The sequence below is a fragment of the Curtobacterium sp. MCBA15_007 genome (genome assembly GCF_001864905.1).
Taxonomy (GTDB): domain Bacteria; phylum Actinomycetota; class Actinomycetes; order Actinomycetales; family Microbacteriaceae; genus Curtobacterium; species Curtobacterium poinsettiae.
In genome coordinates this window covers 106,656-121,193 of record NZ_MJGM01000003.1, presented here as the reverse complement: position 1 = coordinate 121,193, position 14,538 = coordinate 106,656, and the positions used below count along the sequence as shown (strand labels likewise).

The 14,538-nt window shown below is 72.7% G+C and carries 15 protein-coding genes; 12 read left to right on the top strand and 3 right to left on the bottom strand.

Annotated features, from left to right (window positions below):
* Nucleotides 1-2: 2 nt before the first annotated feature.
* The 10 genes from BIU95_RS04220 (at nucleotide 3) to BIU95_RS04175 (ending at nucleotide 10,804) form a co-directional block, all read left to right on the top strand.
* Nucleotides 3-656: a response regulator transcription factor gene (locus BIU95_RS04220; protein ID WP_042538709.1), complete on the top strand. Its 654-nt coding sequence runs from the start codon at nucleotides 3-5 to the stop codon at nucleotides 654-656.
* On the top strand, nucleotides 653-1,870 hold the full coding sequence (locus BIU95_RS04215; protein WP_071250550.1) for a HAMP domain-containing sensor histidine kinase: 1,218 nt from the start codon (nucleotides 653-655) through the stop codon (nucleotides 1,868-1,870). The genes BIU95_RS04220 and BIU95_RS04215 overlap by 4 nt, the downstream gene beginning before the upstream one ends.
* Nucleotides 1,867-2,385: a hypothetical protein gene (locus BIU95_RS18535; RefSeq protein WP_071250547.1), complete on the top strand. Its 519-nt coding sequence runs from the start codon at nucleotides 1,867-1,869 to the stop codon at nucleotides 2,383-2,385. Before BIU95_RS04215 ends, BIU95_RS18535 begins: the two co-directional genes overlap by 4 nt.
* The gene (locus BIU95_RS04205; protein ID WP_139179639.1) at nucleotides 2,382-3,536 is read left to right on the top strand and encodes a peptidoglycan-binding protein; all 1,155 of its coding nucleotides are present in this window, start codon (nucleotides 2,382-2,384) and stop codon (nucleotides 3,534-3,536) included. Before BIU95_RS18535 ends, BIU95_RS04205 begins: the two co-directional genes overlap by 4 nt.
* Nucleotides 3,533-4,276, top strand: a complete 744-nt coding sequence (locus BIU95_RS04200; RefSeq protein ID WP_071250543.1) for an ABC transporter ATP-binding protein — start codon at nucleotides 3,533-3,535, stop codon at nucleotides 4,274-4,276. The genes BIU95_RS04205 and BIU95_RS04200 overlap by 4 nt, the downstream gene beginning before the upstream one ends.
* Nucleotides 4,273-5,460, top strand: a complete 1,188-nt coding sequence (locus BIU95_RS04195; RefSeq protein ID WP_254783260.1) for an ABC transporter permease — start codon at nucleotides 4,273-4,275, stop codon at nucleotides 5,458-5,460. The genes BIU95_RS04200 and BIU95_RS04195 overlap by 4 nt, the downstream gene beginning before the upstream one ends.
* Nucleotides 5,461-5,657: 197 nt before the next feature.
* Nucleotides 5,658-6,446, top strand: a complete 789-nt coding sequence (locus tag BIU95_RS04190; protein ID WP_056069518.1) for a DeoR/GlpR family DNA-binding transcription regulator — start codon at nucleotides 5,658-5,660, stop codon at nucleotides 6,444-6,446.
* The gene (locus BIU95_RS04185; RefSeq protein ID WP_017886358.1) at nucleotides 6,443-7,438 is read left to right on the top strand and encodes a 1-phosphofructokinase family hexose kinase; all 996 of its coding nucleotides are present in this window, start codon (nucleotides 6,443-6,445) and stop codon (nucleotides 7,436-7,438) included. The genes BIU95_RS04190 and BIU95_RS04185 overlap by 4 nt, the downstream gene beginning before the upstream one ends.
* A gap of 73 nt (nucleotides 7,439-7,511) precedes the next feature.
* Nucleotides 7,512-9,620, top strand: a complete 2,109-nt coding sequence (locus BIU95_RS04180) for a fructose-specific PTS transporter subunit EIIC (protein WP_071250539.1) — start codon at nucleotides 7,512-7,514, stop codon at nucleotides 9,618-9,620.
* A 410-nt stretch (nucleotides 9,621-10,030) separates the two neighbouring features.
* A complete protein-coding gene (locus tag BIU95_RS04175) occupies nucleotides 10,031-10,804 on the top strand; it encodes a DedA family protein (RefSeq protein WP_228499450.1) in 774 nt (257 codons plus the stop codon).
* A gap of 3 nt (nucleotides 10,805-10,807) precedes the next feature.
* Here the strand turns inward: BIU95_RS04175 and BIU95_RS04170 are convergent, their stop codons facing one another.
* A complete protein-coding gene (locus tag BIU95_RS04170; protein ID WP_017886355.1) occupies nucleotides 10,808-11,011 on the bottom strand; it encodes a DUF2945 domain-containing protein in 204 nt (67 codons plus the stop codon).
* Nucleotides 11,012-11,221: 210 nt separating this feature from the next.
* On the opposite strand from BIU95_RS04170, the gene BIU95_RS04165 reads away from it, so the two are divergent.
* On the top strand, nucleotides 11,222-12,274 hold the full coding sequence (locus tag BIU95_RS04165; RefSeq protein ID WP_051067362.1) for a serine/threonine-protein kinase: 1,053 nt from the start codon (nucleotides 11,222-11,224) through the stop codon (nucleotides 12,272-12,274).
* A gap of 76 nt (nucleotides 12,275-12,350) precedes the next feature.
* Nucleotides 12,351-12,971, top strand: coding sequence for a phosphoribosylanthranilate isomerase (locus BIU95_RS04160; protein WP_017886354.1), 621 nt, complete (start codon nucleotides 12,351-12,353; stop codon nucleotides 12,969-12,971).
* Nucleotides 12,972-13,203: 232 nt separating this feature from the next.
* On the opposite strand, the gene BIU95_RS04155 is transcribed toward BIU95_RS04160, so the two are convergent.
* Nucleotides 13,204-13,962: an HAD-IIB family hydrolase gene (locus BIU95_RS04155; RefSeq protein ID WP_017886353.1), complete on the bottom strand. Its 759-nt coding sequence runs from the start codon at nucleotides 13,960-13,962 to the stop codon at nucleotides 13,204-13,206.
* 82 nt (nucleotides 13,963-14,044) lie between these two features.
* Nucleotides 14,045-14,479: an acyl-CoA thioesterase gene (locus tag BIU95_RS04150; protein WP_017886352.1), complete on the bottom strand. Its 435-nt coding sequence runs from the start codon at nucleotides 14,477-14,479 to the stop codon at nucleotides 14,045-14,047.
* Between the last annotated feature and the right edge of the window lie 59 nt (nucleotides 14,480-14,538).

Sequence of the window (14,538 nt, the reverse complement as noted above, 5' to 3'; positions counted from 1 at the left end):
CGATGCGCGTACTCGTGGTGGACGACGAACGGCCCCTCGCCGACCTGATCGCGACGGGCCTGACCCGACAGGACATGGCAGTGGACGTCGCCTACCGAGGCGACGACGCCGACGAGCTGCTGGCGGTGCACGACTACGACGTCGTCGTGCTCGACCGCGACGTCCCCGGGCTGCACGGCGACGAGGTCGCACGGCGTCTCACCGCTCGTGGCGCACTCACACGGATCCTCCTGCTCACCGCAGCGACCACGTTGCGCGACCGGGTGCAGGGGCTCGAGCTCGGTGCGGACGACTACCTGACCAAGCCGTTCGAGTACCCGGAACTCGTCGCCCGGGTCCGCGCGCTCGGTCGGCGGAGCGTCCCACCCGTCGCCCCCGTGCTCGAACGCGCGGGACTCGTCGTCGACACGAACCGGCGGATGGCCACGCGTGACGGTCACCCGCTCGACCTGACGTCGAAGGAGTTCGGGGTGCTCGAGACCCTGCTCCGCGCGGACGGTCGCATCGTCTCCGCCGAGCACCTGCTCGAGAAGGTCTGGGACGTGAACACCGACCCGTTCACCGCCGCGGTCCGCGTGACGATGTCGAAGCTGCGCCGGAAACTCGGGGACCCGGACCCGATCCGGACGGTGCCCGGCCAGGGCTACTCGCTGTGAGTCGGTGGGCCCGAGGCTGGAGCATCCGGACCCGGACGGCCCTGACGTTCGCGCTGGCGGCCATGGCGCTCGCGACCGGGGTCGTGGTCTTCACGAACACCATGTCCCTGGCGGGCGTCGGCGCGGGTCTCGACACGGCGGCCGTCGAGCGACCACCGTCCGGATCGGACAGCGCCACGACCGCTCCGGCCCCGCTCGCGGTGGACCCAGCGGCGGCGGACGAGCGCACCGGTGCCGTGGCGGTGATCCGCCTCGTCGCGGTGCAGCAGTGGCAGTGGTCCGCGATCGGGACCGCCGGTGCCGGGATCGCTGCCGGCGGCATCGGTTGGATCGTCAGCCGCCGGGTGCTCCGTCCCATCGACCGGATCACGGCGACCGCGAACCGGATCTCCGCGTCGAACCTGCACGAGCGCATCGCCCTGGGCGGACCCGACGACGAGCTCCGACGGCTCTCGCGGACGGTCGACGACCTGCTGGCCCGTTTGGAGACCGCGTTCGAGAGCCAGCGACGGTTCGTCGCCCAGGCGTCCCACGAACTCCGGACACCCCTGGCAGTGCAACGCGCCGCGGTGCAGATCGGGCTGCACGACGACGCCGACCCGGCCGAGGTGCGTGCCGTCCGCGCCGAGCTGCTCGAGCAGAACCGGCGGACCGAGCGGCTGGTCGCGTCACTGCTCGTGCTCGCCGAGGCCGACCGCGGCCTGGCGGGCGCGACACGGGCCGTCGACCTCGTCGAGGTGACCGACGAGGTCGTCGCGGGGGCGGCCCGGGACGCGGCCGAGGCGGGGGTGACGCTGACCCACGAGCGCCGCACCGGGCCTCCCGGCCTGGTCGTCCCGGGGGAGCCGACGCTGCTGCGGCAGCTGCTCGGCAACCTGGTCGGCAACGCCGTCGAGTACAACGAACCCGGCGGTGCCGTGCGGGTGACGACGGAACCGGACGGCTTCGTGGTCGAGAACGACGGGCCGGTGGTCGCGGCGGACGAGGCGGCGTTGCTCGTCGAACCCTTCCGTCGCGGCGGCGCGGACGCCGGACGTGGGCAGCACAGCGGTCTGGGCCTGTCGATCGTGGCCGCGATCGTGCACGCGCACGGGTGGACGCTGTCGATCACCGCACGGCCGACCGGTGGGCTGCTCGTCCGGGTCGGTGTTTCGCCGGTGCAACCCGACGTGCACGCGGGGCGAAACAGCCCGTCCGCTGTGCTGGAGGCATGAACCACACCACGATGACGACCACCCGTCGCACCCGGTCCCTGATGAGCGTGGCCGCGGCCGTCGTCCTGCTGCCCCTGCTGCTGGCCGGCTGCTCCGACCCGGCACCCGACGACGACGCGACGACCGCCTCCGGGGGCGCGGCACCCGGCGTCGCCCTCGCCGAGTGCATGCGCGACCGCGGCTACGACATGCCGGACCCCGGCACCGGCGGCGGGTCGATGCAGCTCAGCGCACCGGACGGCGTCGACCCCGAGCAGTACCAGGACGACCTCAAGGGCTGCCTCGACGACTCTGCGGCCGCGGGTGACGCGCAGGCCGCGCAACCGATGCCCGGCACCGAGGAGATCGCCCGGAGGACGGCGGAGTGCCTGCGGGAGCAGGGGTTCCCGGACTACCCGGACGACCAGGACGCGCAGAAGCGGTTCCAGCCGGACGACCAACAGGCGTTCGACGAGGCCGCCGGGCCGTGCACCGACGCGGCGTTCGAGGCTGTCCAGGGCGGAGCCGGGTCGTGACCCACCGACGCGCCCGTCGCCGGGTGATCATGTCGGGGTGCCTCGTCGCAGCGGTGGCCGCGGGGGTCGGGACGTGGGCCCTCGCCGTGGCGCCGAACGGTGCGGGCGCCTCGGCCAGCAGTGCGTCGCGCGGCGGGACTGCACCCGCCGGAGCCACCGGCACCGTCACGCGCGGTGACCTGACGGATTCGAAGGTGTTCGCCGGGACGCTCGGGTACGGCGCGGCCTCGGGGGTCCCCGGTGCAGCCGCCGGCACGATCACCTGGCTGCCCCGGGTCGGCGACGTGGTCGAACGCGACGGGGCGCTGTACGCCGTCGACGAGCGTGACGTCCGGTCGATGTACGGCACCGTGCCGCTCTGGCGCGATCTGGAACGGGGGCTGCAGGGCGCCGACGTCCGGCAGCTCAACGAGAACCTGGCCGCGCTCGGGTACGACGTGTCCGTGGACGACCGGTTCGGCCCGCGGACCGAGCGAGCAGTCCGGCAGTGGCACGAGGGCCGGGGACACGAGGGCACCGGGGTGCTCACTGCGGACGACGTCGCCTTCGTGGACGGCGCGGTCCGGGTCGCCTCGGTCGAGGGGCGCCTCGGCGAGCGGATCGACGGTGGTGCGGGAGCGGCCGCGGGTGGTGCTGGTGCAGCGGCCGGCGCCGGTCCAGTGGGAGCGAGCACCGGTGCCGGCAGCGCGGGCGCGACGACCGACGTGCTGCAGGTCACGAGCACCCGGCGGGTCGTCACGGCGACCGTGCCGCAGCGCGATGCCGAGCGGCTCGCCGTCGGCACCGACGTCGAGGTCCGCGTGAACGGCGCCGGTGGGGCCATGCCCGGTTCCGTCGTCGACGTGCAGCCGACGACGAGCGAGGACGGCGGCACGGCCGTCGACGTCTCGGTGTCGTTCGACCCGGGCAAGCGGTCCCTGCCCGAGGCCGCGTCCGCGCAGGTCGACGCGGAGGGCGCCACCGAGCACGACGTCCTGTCCGTGCCGGTCGCCGCCCTCGTCGCGGGTGCCGGTGGCAGGTACGCCGTCGACGTCGTGCAGCGGGACGGCACGACCGAGCGGGTCCGGGTCGAGCCCGGCTTCAGCGCCGACGGGCGGGTCGCGGTCACCGGCGCCCTGACCGCGGGCGACCGGGTGGTGGTGCCCGGATGAGCGCCGTCGTTCCCGTCGTTCCCGCCGTGCCCGTCACGGCCGTCCTGCCGGCGGCCGCCGTCCTGTCGCTCCGGGACGTCACGAAGACCCACGGCGACGTCGGAGCCCTGCGCGGGGTCTCGCTCGAGGTCGGCGCGGGGGAGCTCGTCGCGGTCGTCGGCCCGTCGGGCTCGGGCAAGTCGACGATGCTCAACGTCGTCGGCACGCTCGACCGTCCCACCTCGGGCACGGTGACGATCGCCGGCAACGACGTCGCGACGATGTCCGACGACGATCTGTCCGGCCTGCGTGCCGACCACATCGGGTTCGTCTTCCAGCACTTCCACCTGCAGGCCGGGGCGACCGCCGCCGAGAACGTCGCCGACGGCCTGCTCTACCAGGGGGTCCCCCGGCGCGAGCGGCACCGCCTGGCCGTCGAGGCCCTGGGCCGCGTGGGACTGGCCCACCGGGTGGACCACCGACCGCACCAGCTCTCCGGCGGCGAGCGCCAACGCGTCGCCATCGCGCGGGCCGTCGTCGGCGACCCGACGATCCTGCTTGCCGACGAACCCACCGGGGCGCTCGACACGGCGTCCGGTGCGACGGTCGTCGAGCTGCTGCGCGAGCTCAACGCTGCGGGCACGACGGTGGTGGTCATCACGCACGACCTGGACCTGGCGGCATCGCTGCCCCGGCAGGTCCGGATGCGCGACGGCATGATCGAGCCCGAGGTCGCGCCGGTCGACGAGGTCGCCCCGTGAGCCGCCGTCGGTCCGTGGGCGGACTCGACCTGCTCCGCCTCGGCGTCTTCGGGCTGCGGACCAGACCGGGTCGCGTCGTGCTGTCCGCGCTGGGCATCGCGATCGGCATCGCGGCGATGCTCGCGGTCGTCGGGATCTCGTCGTCGAGCAAGGCGAAGGTCGACCAGGTGCTCGACACGCTCGGCACGAACGTGCTCACCCTAACCCAGGCGCAGGGCCTCGGCGAACCGGTGCCGTTGCCGTCCACCGCACTCGAGTCGGTGCTGCGACAGGACGACGTCGAGTCGGCTGCTGCGGTCGGCACCGTGCCCGACACCGGGGTGTACCGGAACGACTTCGTCCCGGCACCCCAGACGAAGGGCCTCGGGGTCCTCGCTGCGTGGGGCGACGTGCCACGGGTGCTCGGCGGGCGGCTCGCATCCGGGCGGTGGATCGACGACGCCGCCGGTGCCCCGCCGCAGGTCGTGCTGGGAGCGCGGGCCGCAGTCGTGCTCGGCATCGGCGACCCACGGCCGGACAGCCGGGTCTGGCTCGGTGGGCAGTGGGTGCAGGTGGTCGGGGTGCTCGAACCCGTGGCGCTCGCCGCGGACCTGGACTCGCGGGTGTTCGTGCCCCGCGGGTTCGCCGAGCAGCTGGGCTTCGACGGGGCACCGACCGCCGTCTACACACGCGTCGACCCGGCGCACGTCGAACGGTCGCGGGACCTGCTCGCCGGCGCGGTCCGGCCGGGGGACCCGCAGGACGTCGGCGTCACCCGGCCGTCGGACGCGCTGGCGGCGAAGGACGCCACCGACGACTCGTTCACCGGGCTGCTCGTCGGCATCGGCGGGGTGGCGCTGCTGGTCGGTGGCATCGGGGTGGCGAACACGATGGTGATCACCGTCCTGGAGCGCCGCGCCGAGGTCGGTGTCCGTCGTGCCCTCGGCGCACGTCGTCGGGACGTCCGCGACCAGTTCCTGGTCGAGTCGTTGCTGCTGTCGTTCCTGGGTGGGGTGGCGGGTGTCGTCCTCGGGGTCGGGGTGACCGTCGTGTTCGCCGTCACCCAGGGGTGGCCGGTCGCGCTGCCGGTCTGGGCCGTCGTCGGGGGGCTCGGCGCCACCGTCGTGATCGGCGGGGTCTCCGGGCTCTACCCGGCGGCGCGCGCGGCGAGGATCCCACCGACGTCCGCCCTGGCGGCCGTCTGACGCGTGCGGTGGACGTCCGCACAGGAGGGCCGGTGCCGGTCCGCCGGACCGGCACCGGGCCTCCAGGCGGTCGCCGCGGCCCCGCGGGCGTGACGGCCGGCACCTGTGGACCTGTTGGTTTCAGGACGGAACGGTTGCGTTCTTGTGGGTTTGCGACGTACAGTGCTCGAAACCCAACGGAACGAAGGAGTTCGGGCATGTACGCAACCGAGCGGCACACCGCCATCGCCGCCGAGCTGCAGTCCGCCGGTCGCGTGTCCGTCGCAGGCCTGGCCGAGCACTTCGACGTCACCACCGAGACCGTGCGCCGTGACCTCGACGCCCTCGAGTCCGCCGGGGTCCTGCGCCGGGTGCACGGGGGAGCGGTGCCCGTCGGCCGCTCGAGCGTGGTCGAACTCAGCGTCGCCGAGCGCGAGGGACAGCACGGCACCGCGAAGTCGGCCATCGCCCGCGCCGCGATGCGCCTGGTGCCGCCCACCTTCACCGGCTCGATCGCCCTCGACGCCGGCACCACCTGCGCCGCCGTGGCCTCCGAACTCGCCCGCTGGGAGCCCGAGGTCGCCGGCTCGACGATCACCGTCATCACGAACTCGGTGCCGATCGCCGCGACCCTGCAGCACAGCGAGCACCTCGAACTGCACCTGCTCGGTGGCCGGGTCCGCGGCGTCACGAGCGCGGCGGTCGGCACGGCCACCGTCGAGCAGATCGGTGCGCTCCGCCCCGACGTGGCGTTCATCGGCACGAACGGCCTGTCCGCCGGCTTCGGCCTGAGCACCCCCGACGAGTACGAGGCCGCCGTGAAGGGTGCCTACGTGCTCGCCGCCCGACGCGCCGTGGTGCTCGCCGACGCCGCCAAGCACGGCGTCGAGGCGTTGATGCGGTTCGCACGCCTGGACGAGATCGACACGCTCGTCACCGACGACCAGCCCCCGGCCGACCTCGCCGGAGCACTCGCCGACGCCGACGTCGAGGTGGTCGTCGCATGAACGCCCGCATCGTCACCGTCACCCCGAACCCGTCGCTCGACCGCACGATCGAGCTCGCCGGTGAACTGCAGCGCGGCGCCGTCCAGCGCGCGACCCGGTCCACGGCGGAGCCCGGCGGCAAGGGCGTCAACGTCTCCCGTGTGGTCGTCGCGAGCGGTGGGGACACCGTCGCGGTCCTGCCCGGCGACGAGCTCGACCCGGTCCTGCTCGGCCTGGCCACGCGCGGCATCCCGACCGCCGCGCTGCCGATCGGGGCACCGCTCCGCTCGAACGTCACCGTGACCGAGCCGACGGGCACCACCACGAAGCTCAACGAACCCGGCCCCTCGCTCGCCGGGCGCCTCGACGACCTCGCCGCCCTGGTGGCCGACACCGCCGCCGCGACCGCCACCGGCCCCGCCGCCCGCTGGGTCGTGGTCGCCGGGTCCCTGCCGCCCGGTCTGCCGGACGACGCCCTCGCCGTGCTCGTCCGGGCCGTCCGTGCCCGCCACGGTGCGGATGTCCGGGTCGCCGTCGACTCGTCCGGGGTGCCGTTCACCGCGCTGCTGCAGTCCGGCGAACACCTCGACCTGGTGAAGCCGAACGCCGAGGAACTCGCCGAGGTCGTCGGCGGTGACCCCGAGGAGTACGAGCGCGACCTCGACGCCGCCGTCGCCGGAGCCCAGCGGCTGCGGCGCAAGAACGTCGGCACCGTCCTGCTCACCCTGGGCAGCGCCGGAGCCGTGCTGGTCTCGGACGAGGGGGCCTTCGCCGCGGCCGCACCGAAGATCATCGCCCGCTCGACGGTCGGCGCGGGGGACTCCTCGCTCGCCGGCTACCTGCTCGCCGAGGTCGCGGGAGCGTCACCGGAGCAGCGTCTCGCACAGGCCGTCGCCACCGGGGCCGCGGCCGCAGCACTGCCCGGCAGTGACGTGCCGGCACTCGACCACACCGACCCGACGGCGGTCTCCGTCCGGGTGCTCGAAACGCACCCGGCTCCGGAACCCGCCTGATCCCCACCCCACCCGATCACCCCACGAACACCGCACCACCGCGCGATCAGCGCCATTGCGAAGGAGCAAGCACATGTCCGCAGACTCGAGTCCGCGCCTCATCAGCGCACAGCTCGTCGGCCTCGACGAGGACCTCGGCGCCACGTCGACCGACGTGATCCGGGTGCTCGCCGACCGCGTCGCCGCGACCGGCCGCGCCGCCGACGGTGCCACGCTCGCCGACGACGCCATCAAGCGCGAGGCGAGCGTCGGCACGGGCGTCCCCGGTGGCATCGCCATCCCGCACGCCCGGTCGGCGTCGGTGTCCGAGCCGACGCTGGCGTTCTCGCGCCTGGCCCGGAAGGTGCCGTTCGGCGCTCCGGACGGCGACGCCGACATCGTCTTCATGATCGCCGTGCCCGAGGGGGCGGACAAGGACCACCTGACGGTCCTCTCGACCCTGGCCCGCGCACTCATCCGTGAGGACTTCACCGCCGCGCTCCGCGCCGCGACCACGGCCGACGAGATCGTCCGGTTGGTCGACGACGAGGTGAGCGGCGAAGTGGCCGAGGCCGGCGTCGGGACGGCGAGCAGCGCCTCCGCTCCGGCGACGACAGGCAGCGCGACCGCCGCGGCCCCCGCTGCCGACCGCAAGGTCTTCGTCGGCGTCACCGCATGCCCGACCGGCATCGCACACACCTACATGGCTGCCGACGCCCTCGTCGCCGCCGCCCAGCGTGCCGGTGCCGAGATGCACATCGAGACGCAGGGGTCCTCGCAGGTCGAGCCCCTCGACCCAGCCCTCATCGCCCGTGCCGACGCCGTCGTGTTCGCGGTCGACGTCGACGTCCGCGACCGCGGCCGGTTTGCCGGCAAGCCGCTGGTGTCCGGCCCCGTCAAGCGCGGTGTCGACGAGCCCGACAAGATGATCGCCGAGGCCATCCGCGCCTCGGAGGACCCGCACGCCGCACGCGTGCAGGGTGGTGCCGCCGTCGAGGGTGAGTCCACCGCCAAGAACGAGCACTTCGGCCAGTCGCTCAAGCGCTGGCTGCTCACCGGCGTCAGCTACATGATCCCGTTCGTGGCCGGCGGCGGGCTCCTCATCGCGCTCGGCTTCCTGCTCTCCGGGTACGGCATCGCGCTGGACCACGGTGACTCGGGGATGAGCAACGCCGCCTACACGCTCACGAACTCCACGCTGCTGAACCTGCCGCCGGAGGGCCTCGGGTACTACCTCGGCGCCGCCGCGTTCCAGATCGGACAGGTGTCGCTCGGCTTCCTGGTCGCCGCACTCGCCGGGTACATCGCCTACGCCATCGCCGACCGCCCGGGCATCGCACCGGGCTTCGTCGCCGGGTCGATCGCCGTCTTCATGAACGCCGGGTTCCTCGGTGGTCTGGTCGGTGGCCTGATCGCCGGTGCCGCCGCCTACTGGATCGGGCGCATCCCGACCTGGCGCTGGCTGCGTGGCCTGATGCCCGTCGTGATCATCCCGCTCTTCGCCTCGATCATCGCCTCGGGGCTGATGCTCCTGGTGCTCGGTGGCCCGATCGCCTGGGTCATGACCGAGCTCACCGCCTGGCTCAACTCCCTGTCCGGCGCCTCGGCCGTGCTGCTCGGGATCATCCTCGGCCTGATGATGGCCTTCGACCTCGGTGGTCCGGTCAACAAGGTGGCGTACGCGTTCGCCGTCGCCGGGCTCGGTGCCGGCACCGCCACGAACGTCGTGCCGTTCGAGATCATGGCCGCCGTCATGGCCGCCGGCATGGTGCCGCCGCTGGCACTCGCGCTCGCCTCGACCGTGCTCTACCGCAAGGGCTTCACGAAGCCGGAGCGCGAGAACGGCAAGGCCGCGTGGCTGCTCGGCGCGTCCTTCATCTCCGAGGGTGCGATCCCGTTCGCCGCAGCCGACCCGCTGCGCGTCATCCCGGCGTCGATGGTCGGGGCCGCGATCACGGGCGCGATCTCGATGGCTGCCGGTGTGACCTCACGAGCGCCGCACGGCGGGATCTTCGTCTTCTTCGCGATCGGTGACGTCCTGATGTTCGTCGTCGCGATCTTGGCTGGGACCGTGGTGTCCGCGCTGGTGCTCGTCGCCCTGAAGAAGTGGGTGCGTCGTCGCCCCGTCGACGAGGCCGCTGCGGGCAGCGAGGCTGCCGTGGCCGGCGAGACGATCGGCCAGCGCGCGCCGGTCGCCGCGTAGTAGATCCGCGAGACGCCGGCGTCCGACTGAGACGCCGTGGCGTCGCCGAGACGCCGTCGGATTCGGGGGCGTCTCGCGGGAGCACGGGCGCTTCAGCAAGACGACGGTGTCTCGCGGTGTCAACGCCACCATTCGACGGACGGGAGGCCCGGTGCCAGCTGGCACCGGGCCTCCCGTCCGTCGTCCCGTCGCCTTCGCCCGCCACGCGCGCCGAATCACAACGACTGGTCACGGATCGTCGTCTGCGCCGGTTCCATCCGACACTTGCTGACCAGTCCGCGGAGCTGAGCGGGGTGTCGTGACCGGGCGGCTCCACCGAGGCCGAAACCGAGGTCGTCGCTCTGCACGAACTCGGCCGACACCCAGGTGGCGCGCCGGGTCCTGACAGGGCGTTCAGGGATGCTGGGGGCATGACGACTGCCGTGACCGCCCGCGCCATGACCGTCGCCAGTGGCGACTCCACCGCCCCCTCGGACCTCGGTGGGCTCTCCGGCCTGGTGCTCCAGCTGATCGACGCCCTGGGGGAGTGGGGCGTCGGGCTGATGCTCTTCGTCGAGACGGTGTTCCCGCCCATCCCGTCCGAGGTGATCCTGCCGCTGGCCGGGTTCCTGGCAGGTGCCGGTCAGATGAACCTGGTGCTGGTCCTCGTGCTGGCGACGATCGGCTCGTACCTCGGGGCCCTGGTGCTGTACTGGCTCGGCGCGAAGATCGGGTTCGAACGCACCACGCGGTGGTTCGGCAAGCTGCCCCTCGTCGACGAGGACGACTTCCGCAAGGCGGCCGGCTGGTTCCACCGCCACGGCAAGAGCGCGGTCTTCTTCGGCCGGTTCATCCCGATCGTCCGCAGCCTGATCTCGCTGCCCGCCGGCGCCGACCGCATGCACCTCGGCACCTTCTCGGTGTTCACGATCATCGCGAGCGGCATCTGGAACAGTGCACTCGTGCTGCTCGGTGCAGCGTTCGGGTCGCAGTACGACAAGGTCGAGGCCTACACCGAGTGGATCGACCGCGTGCTCTACGTCGCGATCGCGGTGGTCGTGGTGAGCTTCGTGGTGCGGCGGCTCCGCCGGGTGCGGGCCGAGCGTCGTGCGGGCGGGTCCGACGACCACGACGACCGCGGCAGCAGCAGCCCGGCCGCGAGCGGTGCCCGGGGTCGTCGTCGCGCCGAGCCCGCCCGCGACTGACCCTCAGGCCTTCGTCAGCGCCGACTCCTTGTGGGCGGCCTGCTTGCCGCTCTTGCCCGACTCGACGATCCAGTACGGGTCGTCGTCGGTCGGCTTGAAGTGCTGTCCGTCGAACTCGAAGTCGCTCGTGCGCTTCCGCACGAGCGTGCCCGTCGTCTTGCCTTGCGAGGTGTTCCAGCGCACCTCGTCACCCTTCGACAGTGCCATGATGTCCTCCTTGCGCGTTCGGTCTTCCTGATGGGTGTCGGACTGTACCCCGGAGATCCCCGGAGATCCCCGGAAAACCGGGGAAGTACGGCGGTCACGATGTCGTAACGGCCCCTGCGGATACAGAGTCGGACGCGTACCGTTTCCCGTGAGTCCACACGTCGGCAGCGGCCGCGGAACCACGGGCTCCGGAACGGGACGACGGACACCATGACCCTGCTGGACAGCGCGCGGGCGGACACCGTCCTCGCTGCGCGCTACCGGCTCGTGAAGCTCATCGGCACCGGCGGCATGGGATCCGTCTACGAAGCCCGTGACGAGCACACGTACCGCGCCGTGGCCGTGAAGCTCTTCGCCACCCCGGACAAGATGACCACCGCTGACCGTGTGCGCCAGGAGCGCGAGATCCGGCTGCTCAGCATGCTCTCCCACCCCGGCCTGATCCCGCTGTACGACGCCGGCACCCACGAGTTCGAGGACGGCCCGCACCGGTTCATCGTGATGGAGCTCATCGCCGACACGACGCTGCTGCGCCGCCTGTCCGAGGGCGCGCTGCACAACTACGAGGTGGCCGACCTCGGCGCACAGCTCGCCGACGCCCTGGCCTACGTGCACTCGCGCGGCATCGTGCACCGCGACGTCAAGCCCGCCAACATCCTGATCAGCGACGAGGGCTCGTCCGGGTTCGCCCGCACCGTCAAGCTCACCGACTTCGGCGTCGCCCACTTCGTCGACGGCTCCCGCTTGACGAACGACGGCACGGTCATCGGCACCGCCGCCTACCTCAGCCCGGAGCAGGTCGCCGGCGAGCCCATCAGCTTCGCCACCGACGTGTACTCGCTCGGACTCGTCCTGCTCGAGGCGCTGACCGGCAAGCAGGAGTACTCCGGCACCCTGATCGAGGCAGCGCTCGCCCGGCTCCGCCGAGACCCCGAAGTGCCGGACGACGTCGCCGACGAGTGGCGCGAGCTGCTCAGCCGGATGACCGCCCGCGACCCCGAGCGCCGGCCCACAGCGGTCGCGATCGCCAACGCGCTGCGCGGTGGGTCCACCCAGATCACCGGCCCCGTGCCGCTCGGCCCGGAGCGCGTGAAGCACCAGCGCGACCACCGCATGCACCGCGCTGCCCACCGCCACGCCCGGCGCGGCACGTTCTCGGCGGTCCGCCGGTGGCGCCGACGGAACGTCCTGGTCGGGTCCTTCGCAGCGTTCGGCGTCACCGCGGCCTGCGTGGCCGCCTACGTCGCGGGCGCCCTGCACTGACCCACCCGCGGATCCGGACTCCGGACTCCGGAGACCGGTGCGCTGCGGACAGCGGCACCCTGGCAAGATGGAAAGCATGACCGACCAGCGCTGGATCAAGATCTGCGGCCTGTCGACGCCCGACACCGTGGACGCCGCCGTCGACGCGGGTGCCGACGCCGTCGGGTTCGTCTTCGCGGCGGGCAGCCCCCGCACCGTCACCGCCGACCTGGCGAAGGAACTGGTGGAGCGGGTGCCGGACGGCATCGACGCCGTCGGGGTCTTCCGCGACCAGAAGATCGACGAGATCGTCGGCATCGCGTCCGAGGTCGGACTCACCACGCTGCAGCTGCACGGTGGCGAGTCGCCGTCCGACTTCGCCCGGGCGCGTGACGCCGGCTTCTTCACCATCCGGGCCCTCGCGGCCGAGGACTACCTGCGCGAGACGCCCGAACAGCGCGCCGCGTTCGACCACGACCTGCTGCTGCTCGACGCGGCTGTGCCCGGCAGCGGCCGACTGATCGACCCGGCCACGATCGACGGCGTCGACGAGGCCTGGATCCTGGCCGGCGGGCTGACCCCGGCGAACGTGGTCGCCGCGGTCGAGGCACTCGACCCCGACGGCGTCGACGTGTCGAGCGGCGTCGAGTCGGAGCGCGGCGTCAAGGACCCCGCGAAGATCCGCGCCTTCGTCGAGGCCGTCCGCAGCCTGGGCTGAGCGCGCGCTCGCGCCGATCGGCCGCGGACGCGGCTCTGGACGCGACCGCGGACGGACAGGAGGCGCGGGGCGGGCCCGCCCCGGGCCTCCCGTCCGCCGTGCGTCCGTATCGGGCGCGGAAGACGCCGTCGTGTCCTGTCGACGCCGCGATGCATCCGAGACGCCGCCGGATCCGGCGGCGTCTCGGCGACGCCGCGGCGTCCTGGCGAGACGCCGGCGTCTCGCGCGGGGATCAGCGCAGGGTGGGGATGAGCTCGGTCAGGAACGCGTCGGTGTCCTCCCAGCCCTCGACCGCGTGGCAGGGGACGCCCAGCGCCTTCACCGGGTAGTCGTTGCCCTCTGGGTCGAGCCGGTCCCCGACGAAGAGCATGTCGTCGAGCGCGATGCCGGTGATCTCGGCGAGGCGCTGCATGCCGTAGGCCTTGTCGATGCCCTTGCGGGTGATGTCGATGCTCGTCGAACCGCCCGAGCGGACCTCGAGGTCGGCGAGGTCCTGCTGCACCAGGCGGCGCAGGTGGTCCTTCTTCTCGCCCGTCGGGTCCCACTGCTTCTTGACGTCCACCGGTGCCGACTGGCCGAGGGCGGAGAACGTGATCTGGGACCCGCGGTCCTCGAGGATGGGGCCCCAGGTCTCGGACTCCCAGTACCCGGCTTCCTTCGCACGGGTCTCGACCGCGGCGAGGGCGCGGTCCTTCTGCTCGTCGGTGAGGTCCTCGGCGTACTGCAGCGCCCAGTCCTGGTCCTGCCACCGGTAGTAGCGGGTGCCACAGGTCGGCAGGAGGTGCAGGGCGTCGAGCGTCAGCCCGTCGCGCTGCCGGAGCGGGGTGACCAGCTGCTGCTCGAACTGCGTGAAGTTGCCGCCGGAGATGACCGCGACCGGCACGACCTCGAGCAGGGACGCGAAGGTCTCGAGCATGCGGGGGTCGAGGGAGGACTTCGACGGGGCGAGCGTGTCGTCCAGGTCGAAGGCGACGAGGCGGGGCGTGGTCATGCCCCTGATCCTGCCAGAGGCCGCCGATCACATGCCGCGTGCGGTGCTCCGGGCTGCCGGGTGCTGCGTGATGTCTGCGGGGTCACGCGCGGTGCGTGGCAGGGACCCGGTCGCGGGCGTAGGTGATGTCGGTGTAGCCGTGCGGGGCGGGGTTGCCGTCCTCGTCGAGGTTCACGAACACGACCTCGTCGATCGTCAGGATGCTCCGGTGCGTGAAGAGGTTGCGCGCCTCGGCCCGCATGGTGAGCGACGTCCGGCCGAATCGGGTGGCGACGAGGCCGATCTCGACGATGTCGCCCTCCTTCGCCGACGACAGGAAGTTGATCTCCGACATGTACTTCGTGACGACCTTGCCGTTGCCGAGCTGGATGATCGCGTAGACGGCGGCTTCCTCGTCGATCCAGCGGAGCAGGCTGCCACCGAACAGGGTGCCGTTCGCGTTGAGGTCCTCCGGTCGCACCCACTTCCGGGTGTAGAAGTTCATCTCCGGCGGGGCGTCGTCCTGGTGCTGATCCATGTCACGTCATGGTACGCCGACGGCCGCGCCCCCGCAGGGACACGGCCGTCGTGACGATC